We start from the raw sequence: 16,678 nt of genomic DNA on the forward strand, positions 1-16,678 counted from the left end.
TCGGAGTCCGGGCAACCCCGACACCCATGGCTCTTTTGAGACGGAGCGCCCTCTGGAAACGGCCTCCGGCGGGTGCATCCCCGCGCGTTTCCGGGCTTGTCCGGAGGTGACCCAGGACGTTGGAGCCGCCGTTTCCTACGGTGTTCGAGCGTCCTGCCGCCACTGCCACCCTTCAGGGTTGGCTCGTGTTTTCAGTGTCGCCTGATACACCCGCGCCGCGGGGCGCCTACCGCGAGGCCAGGGTGGTCAACTCCACCGTGCCCAGGGCGCGCGCCAGCTCCGCGCGGGAGGTGGCCAGCTCGTACGTCGCCTGCACCTGCTGCGCGGCGGCGTTGGTGAAGGCCACCTGCGCGTCGCTCACCTCGATGATGTTGCCCACGCCCGCGCGGTAGCGCCCCTCGGCCAGCCGCAGCCGCTCGCGCGCGTTCACCCGCGCCTCCTCCGCGGCGGTGAGCGCCTCTCGCGTGGCCACCACGTTGAGCCGGGCCTGCTCCACCTGCAGCCGCACCTGCTGCCGGAGCGCGTCCTTCTGCGCCTGGAGGTCGCGCAGGTTGGCCTGGGCCTCGCGCGTCTGCGCGTTGACGAGCCCGCCCTGGAACAGCGCCCAGCTCAACTGGACGCCGCCCTGCGCGCTCAGCGTGGCGCCGTTGAACGGGTTCTCCCCCACGTCGGACAGGTTGCCCGTGGCGCTCAAGGCGGGCAGGTGGCCGGCCTTCGTCACCTTCACCTGGGACTCCTGCGCGGAGATCTGCCGCTCGCGCGCGGCGACGTCCGGGCGGGCCTCCAGCGCGCGCTTCACCAGCGCGTCCAGCACCTCGTCCTCGCCCGCCACGGCCGCCACCGTCACGTCCTGCACGGTGTAGTCGGTGGCCGTCTCCACGCCCATGGTCTGGTTGAGCTGCGCCTTCGCGGTGGCGTACGCGTTCTGCGCGCGGATGAGCGCCACCTGCGCGTTGGCCTTCGCGGTGCGCTGCTGGAGCAGGTCGATCTCCGGCCGCGAGCCCACCTGCACGGACGCGTTCACCTGGTTGAGCCGCGCCTCCTCGCTCTGGAGCGTCTCGCGCGCCACGCCCAGCAGGGCCTTCTGCGTGAGGACGTTGAAGTACGCGGCGCGCACGTCGCGCAGCGCGTCCTGGAGCACCTGCTGCTGCGAGTCCTCCTGCGCGCCCGCGGACTCCCTGGACGCGGTGTAGCGGCCCTTCGTCCTGCCGAAGTCGTAGATGAGCTGGCTGGCGGCGATGCTGCCGCTGAAGCGCCGCGTGGAGTTGGACACCACGCCGGTGTCGCTGCCCGGCACGTTCTGGATGACCGCCCGGTTGCTGGTGCCCAGCGTGTAGCCGGCGTTGGCGCTCACCTGCGGCAGGAAGCTGGAGAAGGACTGGTCCACCCGGGCGTACGCCGCGTCGGTGCTCGCCTGCGCCGAGCGCAGCGACGGCTGGTGCTGGCGCGCCGCGGCCTCCGCGTCCGCCAGGGTGATGACGCGCCCCTCGGCCGCGTCCTGGAGCGGGGCGGCCGGGGCCGTCTGGGCCCCAACGGCCAGGGGCAGGACCCACAACGACAGCGTCAACGGAAGCGACCGCATCACTCGTACCTCAGGGCATCGATGGGATCCAACAGGCTCGCCTTGCGCGCCGGGTACAGCCCGAAGACGACCCCGACCAGGCCGCTGAACCCGATGGCCAGCAGCGCGACGTCGGGACGGACCAGCATGGGCCAGCCGAACTGCGCGGCGAGCAGCTTCGCCACGCCCAGGCCCACAGCCGCGCCGATGATGCCGCCCAGCACCGCCAGCGTCAGCGCCTCGATGAGGAACTGCGCCAGGATGTCCCGTGGCCGGGCGCCCACCGCCACGCGCACGCCAATCTCGCGCGTCCGCTCGGTGACGCTCACCAGCATGATGTTCATGATGCCGATACCGCCCACCACCAGCGACACCGCCGCGATGGCCGCGAGCAGCAGGCTCAGCGTCTCCGTGCTCTGCTGCTGACCGCTGGCCACCTCCGCCAGGTTGCGCACGTCGAAGTCGTTGGCGTCGTCCTCGCCCAGCCGGTGCCGCTCGCGCAGCAGGTTCGTCACGTCCGCCTGGGCCTTGGCGGTGAGGTCCGCGCTCACCGCCTGCACGAACACCGCGCCGGTGATGTACGCGCCCAGGCTCTGCGCCTGCACCTGCCGCTTGAACGTGGTGGCCGGCACGAACACCGTGTTGTCGAAGTCCTGGCCCACGGGCGACTGGCCCTTGGGCGCCGTCACCCCCATCACGGTGAAGGGCGTCTTGTTGATGCGGATGACCTGCCCCACGGGGTTGAAGCCCTTGCCGTAGAGGTTGTCCACCACCGTCTGGCCCAGCACCGCCACCTTCGCGCCCGCCTCGTTGTCCGCGTCCGTGAAGTGCGCGCCGTGGGCCATGGTCCAACTGCGCACGGTGAAGTAGTCCGTCGTGGTGCCGATGATGCTGGTGTTCCAGTTCTGGTCCTCGCTGAACACCTGCGCGTTGGAGCGCATCTCCGGCGCCGCGCCGCGCACGCTGGACACCTGCGTGCGCACGGCCTCCAGGTCGTCCCAGGTGATGGTGGGCTGGCTGCCGAAGCCGCCGCGCGCGCCGCCGGACCGGGACGAGCCCGGCAGGATGATGAGCAGGTTGGTGCCCATGGAGTCGAAGACCTTCTGCACGCTGGCCTTCGCCCCGTCGCCAATGGCCACCATGGCGATGACCGCGCCCACGCCGATGATGATGCCCAGCGCGGTGAGCACCGAGCGCGTCTTGCTGCGCAACAGCGCGCGCAGCGCCAGGACGAGCGTCTCCAGGATGTTCATGTCCCCACCTCCTCGGCGGGCACCACCGCCGGGTTCGGCGTCTGGCGTCTGTCATTCACGATGCGCCCGTCCTTCACCACCACGATGCGCTGGGTGTACTCGGCCACGTCCGGCTCGTGCGTCACCAGCACCAGTGTCATGCCCTCCTTCTGCAACTGCTGGAACAGCGCCATCACCTCCACCGTGGTGCGCGAGTCCAGGTTGCCCGTGGGCTCGTCCGCGAGGATGACCCGGGGCCGCCCCACCAGCGCCCGCGCGATGGCCACGCGCTGCTGCTGACCGCCGGAGAGCTGCTTCGGGTGGTGATCCAACCGGGCCCCCAGCCCCACGCGCTCCAGCGCCTCCTTCGCGCGCGCGCGGCGCTCCTTGGAGGGCACGCCCGCGTACAGCATGGGCAGCTCCACGTTCTCCAGCGCGGTGGTGCGCGCCAGCAGGTTGAAGCTCTGGAAGACGAAGCCCAGGGTGCGGTTGCGCACGCGCGCCAGGCCGTCGCGGTCCAGGCGGGCCACCTCGCGGCCGTTGAGCAGGTACTCCCCGGAGGTGGGCCGGTCCAGGCAGCCCAGGATGTTCATCAGCGTGGACTTGCCCGAACCGGAGGAGCCCATGATGGAGACGAACTCCCCCGGCTCCACCGTGAAGTCCACGCCGCGCAGGGCCCGCACCTCCACGTCGCCGGACTTGTACACCTTCGCCACGTTCTTGAGCTGGATGACGGGGGGTGCCCGCTTCGTGTCCGCGTCCATCGGTCTGCCTTCCGTCCCTTCCCCTGCCCTCGGTGCCTGTGTGACGAACGTGATGGGAGCGCGCCCGGGCCTAGAACGGGCCCCGGCGCATGCCGCCGCCCATGCCCCGGCCGCCGCCCGGCCCGCCCACGGGGCTGCCGCCCGAGGCCCCCGGTGACGTCGAGCCCGCGGGCGCGTTCGCCGCGGTGATGACGCGGTCGCCGGCCTTCAATCCACCCTCCACCACCTCCGTGAACGTGCCGTCCGTCATGCCGGTGCGCACGTTCACGGCGACGGGCCGCGGCTTCTGCTCCGGCTGGCGGCGCAGCACGTAGACGGTGCGCATGCCGGCCGGGACCGGGGCCTGCGCGGGCGCGTCCGGAGACGGCGCGGGGCGGTAGCGCAAGGCCGTGTTGGGCACGGACAGGGCCTGGTCCTTCTGCTGCGTGACGATGGTCACGTTGGCCGTCATGCCCGGCTTGAGCTTCAGGTCCGGGTTCGGCACGTCGATGACGGCCAGGTAGGTCACCACGTTCTGCACGGTGATGGCCTCGTTGCGGATCTGCCGGATGGTGCCCTCGAAGGTCTCCCCCGGGAAGGCGTCCACGGTGAAGGTGGCCTTCTGGCCGGGCCGCAGCTTGCCCACGTCCGCTTCCGCGATGCTGGTGTTGACCTGCATCTTGCGCAGGTCCTCCGCGATGGTGAAGAGCACGGGCGCCTGGAGGGACGCGGCCACCGTCTGGCCCACGTCCACGCTGCGCGAGATGACGATGCCGTCCGTGGGCGACACGATGGTCGTGTACTTGAGGTTCACCTGCGCCTCGTTGAGCGCGGCCTGCGCCTGGGCCACCGCGCCCTCCGCGGCCGTGACCTCGGCCTGCCCGCTGGCGGCGGCGGACTCCGCCGTCTCCAGCTCGGACTGGGAGATGAACTGCTGGGCGCGCAGCTCGCGCGAGCGCTCCGCCTGCTTCTTCGCCACGTCCGCGTTGACGCGCGCCTTCTGGAGGTTCGCGCGCGAGGCCGTCATGTTCGCCTTCGCCCGGTCCAGCGCGGCCTGCACCAACTGCGGGTCGATGCGGGCGATGACCTGCCCCTTCTTCACCTGCGAGTTGTAGTCGACCATCAGCTCCTGGATGCGCCCGGAGACCTGGCTGCCGACCTGCACCGTCACCAGCGCCGCCACGGTGCCGGTGGCCGTCACCTTGGCCGTGAGCTTCCGGGCCTCGGCGGGGGTCGTCTCGTAGGTGATGGCGTCCGCCGGGTTCCCGGCGCGCATGCGCCAGAACACCCCCGCGCCCACCACCACCAGGATGGCCAGGACCCAGGCCCAGCGCGGAACGCCGCGCTTGCGCCCCGCGTCCTCATCCAGCTCCACCGGCGCCAGGGCCGGCGCTTCTCGCGGCATCTCGCTCAAGGCCTTCATGCCCCTTCTCTACGTTTTGAAATGTTTCGGCGAATCTCGTCTCTATTACGAAAGATGACCCGCGGCGAGGCGGCCCTCCGCCGAGTCCGCCGCCCCCGCTCCGGGGAGCACGACGCGCGCGGTGGTGCCCTGCCCCGGCTGGCTCTCCAGCGTGAGGCGGCCGTGGTGGGCCTCCAGGATGCGGCGCACCAGCGCCAGCCCCAGGCCCACGCCGCCGGTGGTGCGGGCGCGGCTGCGGTCGGTGCGGAAGAAGGGCGTGCCCACGCGCGACAGGTCCTGCGCCTCGATGCCGATGCCCTGGTCCTGGATGTCCACCTGGAGGCTGTCCCCCACCGCCCGGGCGTGCAGCGTCACGGTGGTGCCGGGCTCCGAGTACTTCCCCGCGTTGTCGAGCAGGTTGTCCAACACGCGCCGCAGCAGCACCGGGTCCGCCTCCAGCGCGGGCAGCGTGCCGTCCACCTGGACCTCCAGCCGGTGCTTCGGCCGGGCGGTGTGGAAGCGGGCGGCGGCCTTGTCCAGCAGCGCGTTCGCGTCCACGCGCTCCAGGCGCAGGGGGGGCACGCCGCTCGCGCCGTCCGTCACCAGCTCCAGGCGGGACGTGGTGAGCACGTCGGACACCAGGCGCTCCAGCTCCGACAGGTCCTCGGTGATGTCGGGCAGCAGCTCGCGCGCGGTCTGCGCGTCGCCCTCCGCGGCCAGGTCCAGCGCCACGCGGATGCGGGACAGGGGCGTGCGCAGCTCATGGGACACGTTGGCGAGCAGCTCCTTCTGCGAGCGCAGGAGCTGGGTGATGCGGCCGGCCATCTCGTCGAAGGCCTCGGACACCAGGCCCAGCTCGTCCTTGCGGCGCAGGCCCGCGCGAACATCCAACCGCCCGGCGCCGAACGCGCGCGCCGCGCTGGCCAGCTTCTCCAGCGGGCCCGCGAGCGTGCGCGCGAAGGCGACGGAGGTGATGGCGGTGCACGCCAGCACGAGCCCCACGATGATGGCCGTCTGCCGGTCGCCGTCCGGCGGGGGCGGCGGAGGCGGCAGGGACACGGCGGCATAGACCTGGATGGGGCCGGGGAAGGGGCTCACCACCAGCATGCGGCCAGGGCCACCGGGGCCGGGGAAGGGGCCGCGCGGGCCGCTGCGGGTGACGCGCGAGGTGATGGCGGCGAGCTCCTCGGGGCCCACCGGGGGCGCGGGGTCCGGCCGCGTGTTGCCGAGCAGCGTGCCGTCCGCGGCGCGCAGGGTGACGCGCATGCCCATGCGCTGCTGTGCGCGGTCGAGCGACGCCTGGAGCGCGGCGGGGTGGTCGCGCAGGGTGGACCACTCGTCGACGAAGTAGGACAGCTCGTCGTCGAAGCGGTTGCGCCAGGACTCGTTGCGCAAGAGGTCGCGCGCGAGCATGAGCGACACGCCCACGAGGACGATCTGGATGACCCCCACCAGGTAGATGCGGGGGAGCAGGCCCATGGGGAGGCGGAAGAACCTCACGGCTCCGCCTCGGTCCCGGTGGCCAGCATGTAACCGGCGCCGCGGACCGTCTTGAGCAGACGCGGGTTGCGGGGGTCCACCTCCAGCTTCTGGCGCAGGCGGAAGATGTGCACGTCCACGGAGCGGTCGAACACCTCGTCCGCGCTGCCCTTCACCAGGTCGAGCAGTTGCTCCCGGCTGAGGACGCGGCCGGCGCGCTCGGCCAGCACGCGCAGCAGGCTGAACTCGTAGGTGGTGAGCGACAGCGGCTTGCCGTCCAGGGACGCGCTCAGGCTGCGCGGGTCCAGCACCAGGCGGCCCGCGTGCACGGGGTGGCTGGTGGGGCCCACCTTGCCGCGAGCGCGGCGCACCTGCGCGCGGATGCGGGCGAGCAGCTCGCGCGACGAGTAGGGCTTGGGCAGGTAGTCGTCCGCGCCGGACTCCAGACCCAGGACGCGGTCCGCCTCCTCGCCGCGCGCGGTGAGCATGATGATGGGGACGTCCGTGCGGGTGCGCAGCTCGCGGCAGACCTCCAGGCCGTCGCGGCCGGGGAGCATGAGGTCCAGGAGGATGACGTCGAAGGTGTGGCGGGCCGTCTGGAGGAGCGCGTCGGTGCCGGAGGCGGAGACGGTGACGATGATGCCGTGCTCCTGGAGGTAGCGGGCGGTGAGCCGCGCCAGGCGCTCATCGTCCTCGACGAGGAGCACCTGGATGGTGGCTTCCTCGGAACTCGTGGGGCGTGGGGTCGTCTCCATGGGTCGGGTCTCCGCGAGGGATGCGGTCCGCGTCCGGGCCGCGACCTGCAACGTCCCACCCCTACATTTCCAGGGGGCTACGGGCCCATGACGAAATATTACGAACGGAGGTCCGGCGGGACATCCCGGGGGCTGTCCGGGGGGACGGCCGCAACAGACGGAAATTCAGGGCTCGCCGTGCAGCCGGGTGAGCGCCCGCCGGTCCACCTTGCCCGCCGGGGTGCGAGGCAGGGCCTCCAGCAGCCGCAGCGTCCGGGGCAGCTTGTAGCGGGCAAGCCGGCCCGCGCAGAAGGCCGTCAGGGCCTCCAGGGTGGGCATGGCGCCGGGCCGGGGGACGACGAGGGCGCGGGGGACCTCGCCCCACTTCGGGTCGGGGACGGCGATGACGACGACCTCGGCGACGTCGGGGTGGCCGGCGAGGACGCTCTCGACCTCGGAGGGGTGGATGTTCTCGCCGCCGGAGATGATGAGGTCCTTGGCGCGGCCCTCGATGCGGAAGAAGCCCCGGGCGTCGCGGGAGGCCAGGTCGCCGGTGTGGAGCCAGCCGTCCACGAAGGCGCGAGCGGTCTCCTCCGGGCGGCGCCAGTAGCCGGCGCACAGGTGGGGGCCGCGAAGGAGCAGCTCGCCCACGTCGCCGGGGCGCTGTTCGCCGTCGATGCGCGCCTCGACGTGGAAGAGGGGCACGCCGACGAAGCCGGCGTGGGAGCGCATGACGGTGTCGGGGAGGAAGAAGTTGTTGGGGCCGCCCTCGGTGAGGCCGTAGCCGGTGCGGAAGGCGATGCCGCGGGCGAAGAAGCGCTCGAAGACGGGGGCGGGACAGGGGGCGCCGCCGCTGATGAGCAGCTTGAGGCGGGAGAAGTCCACGGCCTCGAAGCGGGGGTGCCGCTGCATCTCGATGAACATGGTGGGCACGCCGAACACGAGGTTCACGTCGCCCGAGTCGATGAGGTCCAGGGTCTGCGCCACGTCGAAGGCGCGGCACACGACGGAGGCGCCGCCCACGTACACCAGGGGCAGCGTGAAGACGTTGAGGCCGCCGGTGTGGAACAGGGGCGCGTTGAGCAGCGCCACGTCGTCCTGGGTGAGGCCCCAACTGACGACGGTGTTCACGGCATTGGCGGTGAGCGAGCCATGCGTGAGCACGGCGGACTTCGGAAGGCCGGTGCTCCCGCCGGTGGAGCACAGCACCCAGGGCGCATCCGCCTCCAGTTCGATGGAGGGCAGCGCTCCGGACAAGGCCTCGCGGGAGCAGAAGAGCGGATCCGCCAGGCAGACCCAGTGGGCCGGGAGCCGGGGGCGCAGGGCGTCGGCCTGGGCGCGGAACTCCGGCCCGAAGCAGACGACGGAGGGGGCGGCGTCGGAGAGCAGGCCGTGGAGTTCCTCCACGCCCAGGCGCCAGTTGAGCGGCTGGAGCACGGCGCCCAGCCTGGCGCACGCGAACACGAGGTCCAGCGTCTCCACGCCGTTGTAGGCCAGGACGGAGACGCGGTCGCCCACCCCCACGCCCAGCCCGCGGAGCAGCAGCGCGGTCCGGTGGACGGAGTCATGCCACTCCGCCCACGAGATGCGCCGCCCACCCCGGAGCGAATCAACGAGCGCCGTGCGCTCCGGGGCGAGCGAAGCCCGCCGGGCCAGCCAGTCGTGGACGATGGGCATAGGACGAACGACCGGCTCGAAAACCGACGACCACGTCTCGGCGCGAGGCTACTGTGGAGAGACGCGCCTCGCACAATTCTATCGCTCCTCCAGGGCTGCTGGCACGATGTGGGTGTAGGAGCAGTTCAGCGCCCCCTTGGAGAAACCTCGATGCCTCCCGCCGAGAGCCCCTGGCAGTCCTCCTTCAGCCTGCCTGGGAGCCGGGTACCGTTCTTGTCCCGGGTCGTACTGCGTAATTTCCGCAGCATCCAGGCATGTGACGTCAGACTAGGACCGTTGACATTTCTCGTGGGCCCGAATGGCTCGGGAAAGAGCAACTTCCTGGACGCATTGAGGCTCATCACTGACGCGTTAAGAACCTCCCTGGACCATGCGCTTAGGGACCGAGGCGGAGTCAACGAGGTGCGGCGCCGATCCAGCGGTCACCCTACACACTTCGGAATTCGCATTGAGTTCCAGCTTCCTAATGGGGCTAGCGGTCATTTCTCATTCAGCGTTGGAGCCCGCTCTCATGGCGACTATGTCGTGCAGGAAGAAGAGTGCGCGGTCGGCAACGCGAAATATCGAGTTCGCGAAGGAGCCCTGCTCCTAAAGCCGTCTTCGGTCGCACCACCTGCGTCGGAAGATAGGCTCTATTTGGTTAATGCCGCAGGACTGCCTGAGTTCCGGCCACTTTTCGATGCCCTCTCGAACATGGGCTTCTACAACCTCAACCCGGATCAACTCAGGGCGCTTCAATCTCCAGATAAGGGAGAACTCCTTGCTCGCGACGGCTTCAACCTTCCGAGCGTGCTGGAACGCTTGGAGAAATTGGATGGCGACACAACAAAGCAGCGCATTGAAGAGTACCTCAGCGCAATCGTACCAGGCGTTGAGGGTGTAGATGCCAAGCGCGTTGGCCACATGGAAACGCTGGAGTTTCGTCAACACGTTGAAGGCGCGAAGGACCCATGGCGCTTCCCAGCTATCAACATGTCCGATGGGACGCTACGTGCTCTAGGCATCTTAGTCGCACTACTCCAAGCCCGAGTCGAGCGTCGGATCCAGGTGGTGGGCATCGAAGAACCAGAGGTCGCCCTCCATCCGGCTGCAGCCGGCATTCTTCGTGACGCACTTCGGGATGCGTCGCAGTACGCCCAGGTTATCGTTACAAGTCACAGTCCTGAACTACTCGATGACTCCAACATCCATGGTGAAGAGATCATCTCGGTGGTTGCAGAACAGGGTAAGAGCCTTATCGCCAGGGTAGATGAAGTCACCCGTGCTGCCTTACGTGACCATCTCTACACGGCCGGAGAACTCCTAAAAGCCAACCAATTGGCACCTGACATCCAGGCCGTTCCCGCGCTGGAACAACTTAAACTTTGGGGGAATGATCCCTGATGAAGCTAGGGCTCATCGTTGAGGGATATGGAGAGGTTGCTGCAGCCCCTATTCTCGTGAGGCGGCTGACTCAGTTCTTGTCACCGACCATCCATCCGGAAGTCCTGTTTCCCCACCGCATTCCAAGAGGGCAGCTCGTCAAAGATGAAGATTTAGGTCGCGCGATCAAGCTAACGGCCCAAAAGGTAGGTGGCGAGGGCCGCATCCTTGTTCTGCTGGATGCGGACAAGGATCTGCCCTGCGTGTTGGGCCCCAGGCTTCTCGACTGGGCAAGAAAGCACCGACCCGACCGGCTTATTTCTGTAGTTGTTGCGCAGTGTGAGTATGAGGCGTGGTTCATAGCGGCAGCTGAATCCCTGCGAGGCCAGCGCGGGTTGCCGACCAACCTTGAGCCCCCATCCCATCCAGAAGCAATTCGCGATGCAAAGGGATGGTTGAGCCAGAGAATGCCCGGCGGCTATCGGGAAACCATCGACCAGCCCGCCCTGACCAGCGTCTTCGACCTCGAAGCTGCCCGCCGCGCGGACTCCTTCGACAAGCTCGTCCGGGACATGGGCACGCTGCTGAACGTTCCCGTCCCACCGCGCCCCTGACCCGCGAAGCACGGGCGTCACACAGACGCCCGTGCCTCACATCACGTCATCAATCCCGCGAAACGAAGTGCGCGGAGATCTTGTTCCACACCGCCGGGGTGATGCCCATGCTCAGGTGGTCATAGGCCATGCCCTCCTGCTTCGCGTCGGCGGTCTTCTTCGTGGACGTCCAGCCCTGGGTGAGCTGCGTCACCGCCGCGATGCTCGCCTCGAAGAGCACGCCGTCGCTGCGCAGCGTGGACGTGGTGGACGTCATGCCGTCCGTCTCGAAGGGCTGAGAGCCGCCCGTCGTGCCGTACAGCACGTAGAGCGACGGCAGGCGCGAATCCAGGCCGTGCTCCGCCAAGCGCGTGATGAACTTGCCGCCCATCTCCATGGCCGCGTTGATGCCCAGGCCGTCCATGATGCGGTACTTGCCGTACATCAGCGAGTCGTACCCCTCACGGTTCTGGTTCGTGTTGTACGCGTGGTACGCGAAGCACGGCGAGCCCGCCGGGTCGAACGCCGTCGTGCGGCACACGCGGTGGTCGCTGGACGCCATGTAGCCCGCGGCGACCCAGGGGTTGTACGGGTTGTAGATGAGCTTCGTGTCCAGCCAGGGGAAGTAGCGGTTCTCGTCCGGATCGATGTTGTCCCACGCGGACGCGCTGCGGTCCGGGATGGGGTACGTGCCGCGCAGGTCATACGCCGCCTGCAACTGGCCCGGGTACGCCGTCACGTACTTGCCGCTGGTGTCCACCGCGCCGAAGAGGCTCATGTTGTAGTCGTCGAACTTGAACGACGACGAAGACAGGCCCTGGTTCGTGTTCAGCGTCTGCAGCGAGCTCGAGTACACCGGCGTGCCCGTGCTGGACAGGCCCGTGATGTTCGACAGGTAGATGCGGCGGAAGTAGTCCGTCCACACGCCGCCGGAACCCGCGCACACGCTCTCCGCGTAGGGGTTCTTGAACCAGGGCACGTCATAGCCGAACGTCACGCACTGCATCGCGGAGAAGTACGTCCACGGCATCGGGCCACGGCCCACCGGCGCGTTGGAGGCCGTGCTCGCGATGGTCAGCGTGTGGATGGGGTGGCGGAAGTTCAGGTCGATGCCCTTGTGCGGCCCGGACAGCGGCACGTACACGCGCACCGAGTCGTCATACGCCGGCACCTGCGACGCCTGCTCCTTCGCCAGCCGCTCGAAGAAGCGCGTCGTGCTGAAGCCGCCCCACGTGGCCGCGTTCGCCAGCCAGGGGTCCACCGCCAGCACGCCCTTGCTCCACGCCACCACGTCCACCCGCGCCACGCCCGGGTGCAGCGCCTTCACGCGCTGCACGGCGTTGGCCACGTGGATGGCGTGGTTGAAGTTGTCGCCGTGGAACGAGCCGAACGTCACCGCGTACACGCAGCGGCCCTTCGACTCCAGGTCCTGCACCATGCCCGTCAACTGCGCCGCGCCGCCGTAGGTGCCGCCCGAGCCGTTGTTGCCGTTGGGGAACAGCCAGACGTTCGCGTCCTGGATGGCGCCGTGCACCAGCAGCGTCGGCGTCAGGTTGACGTTGCAGGTGCGCGCCGCGGTGGCCCGCCCCTTGTGCAGCAGGACGAAGCGCGCCTCCGGCTTGGTGGGGCCGGGCGCGGGACAGGTGGCCCCGGCCGTCGTGGCGCAACTGTTCCCGTAGTAGAGGTTGAACGCGTTCACCAACTGCTGGTTCAGCGAACCGAAGTACGTCTTCAGCGGGTAGTCGCTGGACTGGTACGTGTCCTGGTCCCGCAGCTTCAGCGTGCGCGGGTTGTAGTACTCCGTGCGGAAGCGCTGCCGGCCCTCCAGCAGCTCAATCTGGCCCCAGGACCACGAGGGCGGCGTGTACGTGCCCACCACGCGGTAGGGCGTGGTGAAGTTCGTGGGGATGGCGTCGAAGTACGGGGCCAGGTCCGCGTCCAGCGGGGCCTCGGCCGTACCGACGGCCTCTTCCATCGGGGGCGCTTCCGCGGGCGGTTCAGCCCCGCAACCTGCCATCAGCAATGCGGCCGTGAGCGACAAACTCCAGGTGCTTCGCATGCGGACCTCCGGTTCGGTGAAGGGTGCGGCGACAGCGGACTGCGACTGAGAGTGGACACACGGGACGCACGAAGGGCCCCAGGGGCTCCCCGGAAGGCCCTCGCGTGCCTCACCGCGCGTCAGGAACGCCTAGCGGGCGTGCTCCTGGAGGAACGGGACGAGCAGGTCGTGGAACTCCTTCGTCTTCTCCAGGTGCGGGCTGTGGCCCGTGTCCTGGAGGACGACCTCGCGGTAGCGGCCGCCGTTGGCCGCGTAGCGCTCCATCACCTTGCGCATCTGCGACACCATGGGCTGCGGCGGGTACTGCTCCTCGCCGGGCCAGCCGGGCACCGCGCCCAGCTTGCCCAGGAAGCCGAAGTCGAACAGGGACGTGTCGGAGACGATGGCGTCGTCCGCACCGCGGATCCACAGCACGTCCGGCCCGTTCGTCAGCGTCGCGAAGGAGGAGGTGTTGTAGTAGGCGGGCGCCATGGCGTTGTTCATGCCCGTGGTGCCCGGCGCCACGCCCGGCCAGTTCGGCGACTTGGCGAAGTTGCCCGGGTACAGCTCGTCCGACACGTGCGTGTCCAGCACGGAGTCCAGGAGCATCTCCTCGTCCGGGTGGCGGAACGGCGGCTTCACGTAGCAGCCGTTCATCACGTTGCGCGGCGACGTCTGCGACTCCGTGGAGCGGTCCTTCGTCTTCAGCCGATGCACGAAGTCCGGGTTGGCCGTGCCGCCGCCGGAGCCCGCGAAGTCCGCCCAGCACGGCGTGCCGTCCGCGTCCTTCGTGCCGCCGAAGCCGTAGGGGGACAGCGGCGCCTCCACCACCAGGCCGGCCACGCGCTCCGGATGGTCGATGGACAACTGCATCACCATGCCCGCGCCCGCCGAGTGCGCCACGAACACCGCGCGCTTCAACGACAGCGTGTCCATCAGCGCCAGCAGGTCGTCCGCGAAGTCGCGCATGCCGCGCGTCGCGTCGATGGTCTTCTCCTCCGTGTGCCCGTAGCCGCGCATGTCCGGCGCGATGCCCCGGAAGCCCTGGGGCAGCGTCTTCATCAGCGACTCGAAGAACGCGGACGAGGAACAGTTGCCGTGCACGAAGATGACGGGAAAGCCCTCCTCGCCCACGAGCCGCGCGCGCACCCGGAGCCGCTGCGTGGGGATGTCCCGGATCTCGACCTTCCTGGATGAATCAGCCATGTGCGCGCTCCTGGTTGTGTTGCTTGAACTGGAAAGAGGAAAACCCGTGCGTCACGACGCGGCCCGCGCGTCAGCGGCGATGGCCGCCTCGCGCAGCTCGCGCTTGAGAATCTTCCCGGCCGCGGACACCGGCAGGGACTTCACCAGCTCCACCCGCTTGGGGACCTTGAAGCGTGCCACCCGGCCCTTGAGGTGCTCGAGCAGCGCCTCCGCCGAGGCCTCGGCCCCGGGCTTGAGCACCACGTAGGCCCGGCCGCACTCGCCCCACTTCGCGTCCGGCACGCCCACCACCGCGCACTGCTGCACGGCGGGGTGCTCGTAGAGGACGGTCTCCAGCTCCAGCGGGTACACGTTCTCTCCGCCGGAGATGAACATGTCCTTCTTGCGGCCCGCGATGGTGAAGAAGCCGTCCGCGTCCACGCGCGCCAGGTCCCCGGTGTGGAACCAGCCGTCCGCGCTGATGGCCTCCTTCGTGGCGGCGTCGTCCTCGAAGTAGCCGGAGCACATGGAGGGCCCCTTCAGCACCAGCTCCCCCACCCCGCCCACGGGCACCGCGTGGCCGGCGTCGTCCACCAGCTTCGCGTCGATGAAGTAGTTGGGCCGGCCGATGGAGCCCGCCTTGGACACCGCGAACTCCGGCCCCATGCTGAAGATGCCCGGGCCGAACTCCGTCATGCCGAAGCCCTGCTTGAAGGGCACCGGGTGCACCGCCTGCCACGCCTGGAGCAGCGGCACCGGCAGCGGCGCCCCGCCACTGGTGACGAAGCGCACGGAGGAGAAGTCCGTCCCCCTCCAGCGCGGCGAGTCCATCAACTGCTGGTACTGCGTGGGCACCGCGAAGAAGAGCGTCACCTTCTCCTTCGCCACCAGCCCCAGCATCTCGTCCGGGTCCCACCGGCGCATCAGCACCACGGTGCCGCCCACGGTGAGCAGGGGCAGCGTGTAGACGAGCAGCCCGCCCGTGTGGAACAGCGGCGTGTGCGTCACCGTCACGTCGCCCTGACGGATTTCATGCACCAGCGTGTTGAGCGTGTTCCACGCCACCATGCGGTAGGACACCTTCGCGCCCTTGGACCGGCCGGTGGTGCCGCCGGTGAAGAGCAGGCAGAGGATGTCCTCCTCGCTCACCGCGTCGTTCGTCACCGGAGCGGCGGGCGCGTACGCCATGGCCTGCGCGTACGGGTCGGCACCCGGCAGCCCCTGCGCCTCCAGCGACACCAGGCGCAGGCCGTCCCCCACGCGCTCGCGCACCTGGGCCACCGCGTCCTTGAAGTCGTCCCCGAACAGGAGCACGCGCGGACGGATGGCGCGCACGCCGTCCGCCAGCTCCGCCGCGTGCAGCCGCCAGTTGTACGGCACGAAGATGGCGCCCAGCTTCGCGCACGCGAACAGCGTGTCCAGGTACTCCACGCCGTTGTGCGCGACGATGGCCACGCGGTCGCCGCGCTGTACGCCCGCCACGTCCCGCAGCCAGCCCGCGAGCGCGTTGGCGCGCGCGTTCATCTGCTTGTAGGTGAAGCGGCCCGCGTCCTTGCGGGCCACGTCCACCACGGCCACCGCGTCCGGCCAGTAGAGGGCACCCCGCCCCATCCAGTCCCCGATGAACATGCGAAGAACTCCTGTCTGAATGAGGCGGGGTGTGGGGGGACTAGGCCGTCCAGCGGTAGAGGGCGGACGCCATGGCGAGGCCACCGCCGCTGGCGCAGAAGGCGACCAGGTCGCCCTTCTTCACCTTGCCCTGCACCACCGCGTCGTCCAGCGTCATGGGGATGCAGGCGGAGCCCGTGTAGCCCCACTTGTCCATGGTGTAGTGCGCCTTCTCCATGGGCTGGTTGAGCGCCTTCATGGTGGCCTCAATCGTGCGCAGGTTGAGCTGCGTGAAGACGAACAGCTTCACGTCGTCCAGCGTCTGGTCCGCGCGCTTGAGCAGCGTGTCCAGCAGCATGGGCCAGCGCTCGGTGTTGAACGTGGAGGGGAACTTGCGCACGAACTGCACCGCGGGCTTGCCGTCCGTGAGCGCCAGCGTCTCCACCGTGGCGGGCCGGTTCGTGCCGCCCGTGTAGATGCCCAGCGCGTCGTGGTACTCGCCGTTGGCGAGCAGCTTCGCGCCCAGGAAGCCCGGCTTGTCGGACGCGCCCAGCACCACCGCGCCCGCGCCGTCCGCGAACAGCGTGCAGGTCTTCTTGTCCTTCCAGTTCACGTACCGGGTCATCCCGTAGGCGCCCACCACCAGGATGCGCTGGTAGCTGTCGTCCGAGGAGATCGTCTTCGACGCCACGTCCAGCGCCGTCACCCAGCCCGCGCACGCGGCGTTGATGTCGTACGTGCCCGCGTTCACCGCGCCCAGCTTGGCCTGCACCACGGACGACGTGCCGGGGGACAGGTAGTCCGGCGTGTCACTGGCCACGAGCACCAGGTCCAGCTCCTTGGGGTCCACCTTCGCGCGGGCGAGCGCCTCCTTCGCGGCGGCCACGGCCAGGTCGCTGGTGGCCTGGTGGTCCGCCATCACGTGGCGCTGCTTGATGCCCACGTTCTGCTGGAGCCACTCGTCCACCTTCTCGCCGAGGATCTTCTCCACGTCGGCGTTGGTGAGGAGCTTCTCGGGGACGTAGCGGCCGGTGGACAGGATGTTCGCGTAACGCATGACGGTG

General features: G+C 69.3%; 13 protein-coding genes. 2 read left to right on the forward strand and 11 right to left on the reverse strand.

What is annotated here, in order from left to right:
• Positions 1-226: 226 nt before the first annotated feature.
• The 7 genes from K8556_RS24665 to K8556_RS24695 form a co-directional block, all read right to left on the reverse strand.
• Positions 227-1,582, reverse strand: a complete 1,356-nt coding sequence (locus K8556_RS24665) for a TolC family protein (protein ID WP_223742530.1) — start codon at positions 1,580-1,582, stop codon at positions 227-229.
• Entirely contained in the window at positions 1,582-2,814 is a 1,233-nt protein-coding gene (locus tag K8556_RS24670) for an ABC transporter permease (protein ID WP_223742531.1), read from the reverse strand. The genes K8556_RS24665 and K8556_RS24670 overlap by 1 nt, the downstream gene beginning before the upstream one ends.
• Positions 2,811-3,557 carry an ABC transporter ATP-binding protein gene (locus K8556_RS24675; protein WP_223742532.1) on the reverse strand — a complete coding sequence of 249 codons (747 nt, stop codon included), beginning with the start codon at positions 3,555-3,557 and terminating at the stop codon, positions 2,811-2,813. Before K8556_RS24675 ends, K8556_RS24670 begins: the two co-directional genes overlap by 4 nt.
• A 70-nt stretch (positions 3,558-3,627) precedes the next feature.
• The gene (locus tag K8556_RS24680; RefSeq protein WP_223742533.1) at positions 3,628-4,959 is read right to left on the reverse strand and encodes an efflux RND transporter periplasmic adaptor subunit; all 1,332 of its coding nucleotides are present in this window, start codon (positions 4,957-4,959) and stop codon (positions 3,628-3,630) included.
• Positions 4,960-5,004: 45 nt separating this feature from the next.
• Positions 5,005-6,438, reverse strand: coding sequence for a HAMP domain-containing sensor histidine kinase (locus tag K8556_RS24685; RefSeq protein ID WP_223742534.1), 1,434 nt, complete (start codon positions 6,436-6,438; stop codon positions 5,005-5,007).
• On the reverse strand, positions 6,435-7,172 hold the full coding sequence (locus tag K8556_RS24690; RefSeq protein ID WP_223742535.1) for a response regulator transcription factor: 738 nt from the start codon (positions 7,170-7,172) through the stop codon (positions 6,435-6,437). Before K8556_RS24690 ends, K8556_RS24685 begins: the two co-directional genes overlap by 4 nt.
• A gap of 165 nt (positions 7,173-7,337) precedes the next feature.
• Positions 7,338-8,828 (reverse strand): long-chain fatty acid--CoA ligase, encoded by a 1,491-nt coding sequence (locus K8556_RS24695; RefSeq protein WP_223742536.1) that lies wholly within the window; start codon positions 8,826-8,828, stop codon positions 7,338-7,340.
• A 150-nt stretch (positions 8,829-8,978) separates the two neighbouring features.
• On the opposite strand from K8556_RS24695, the gene K8556_RS24700 reads away from it, so the two are divergent.
• Both K8556_RS24700 and K8556_RS24705 read left to right on the forward strand, forming a co-directional pair.
• Positions 8,979-10,211 carry an AAA family ATPase gene (locus K8556_RS24700; RefSeq protein WP_223742537.1) on the forward strand — a complete coding sequence of 411 codons (1,233 nt, stop codon included), beginning with the start codon at positions 8,979-8,981 and terminating at the stop codon, positions 10,209-10,211.
• Positions 10,211-10,804 (forward strand): DUF4276 family protein, encoded by a 594-nt coding sequence (locus K8556_RS24705; protein ID WP_223742538.1) that lies wholly within the window; start codon positions 10,211-10,213, stop codon positions 10,802-10,804. The genes K8556_RS24700 and K8556_RS24705 overlap by 1 nt, the downstream gene beginning before the upstream one ends.
• 49 nt (positions 10,805-10,853) lie before the next feature.
• On the opposite strand, the gene K8556_RS24710 is transcribed toward K8556_RS24705, so the two are convergent.
• The 4 genes from K8556_RS24710 to K8556_RS24725 all read right to left on the reverse strand — a co-directional run bounded on the left by K8556_RS24710 (position 10,854) and on the right by K8556_RS24725 (position 16,671).
• Complete coding sequence (locus K8556_RS24710) at positions 10,854-12,758, reverse strand: triacylglycerol lipase (protein ID WP_223742539.1); 1,905 nt, start codon at positions 12,756-12,758, stop codon at positions 10,854-10,856.
• Positions 12,759-12,971: 213 nt separating this feature from the next.
• Complete coding sequence (locus K8556_RS24715; RefSeq protein ID WP_223742540.1) at positions 12,972-14,027, reverse strand: alpha/beta hydrolase; 1,056 nt, start codon at positions 14,025-14,027, stop codon at positions 12,972-12,974.
• A 51-nt stretch (positions 14,028-14,078) separates the two neighbouring features.
• Positions 14,079-15,635: a long-chain fatty acid--CoA ligase gene (locus K8556_RS24720; RefSeq protein ID WP_223742541.1), complete on the reverse strand. Its 1,557-nt coding sequence runs from the start codon at positions 15,633-15,635 to the stop codon at positions 14,079-14,081.
• Positions 15,636-15,675: 40 nt separating this feature from the next.
• Complete coding sequence (locus K8556_RS24725) at positions 15,676-16,671, reverse strand: 3-oxoacyl-ACP synthase III family protein (RefSeq protein ID WP_223742542.1); 996 nt, start codon at positions 16,669-16,671, stop codon at positions 15,676-15,678.
• Between the last annotated feature and the right edge of the window lie 7 nt (positions 16,672-16,678).

The sequence above is a fragment of the Corallococcus sp. AS-1-12 genome, from assembly GCF_020036995.1.
In the GTDB taxonomy this organism is placed as follows: Bacteria; Myxococcota; Myxococcia; order Myxococcales; family Myxococcaceae; genus Corallococcus.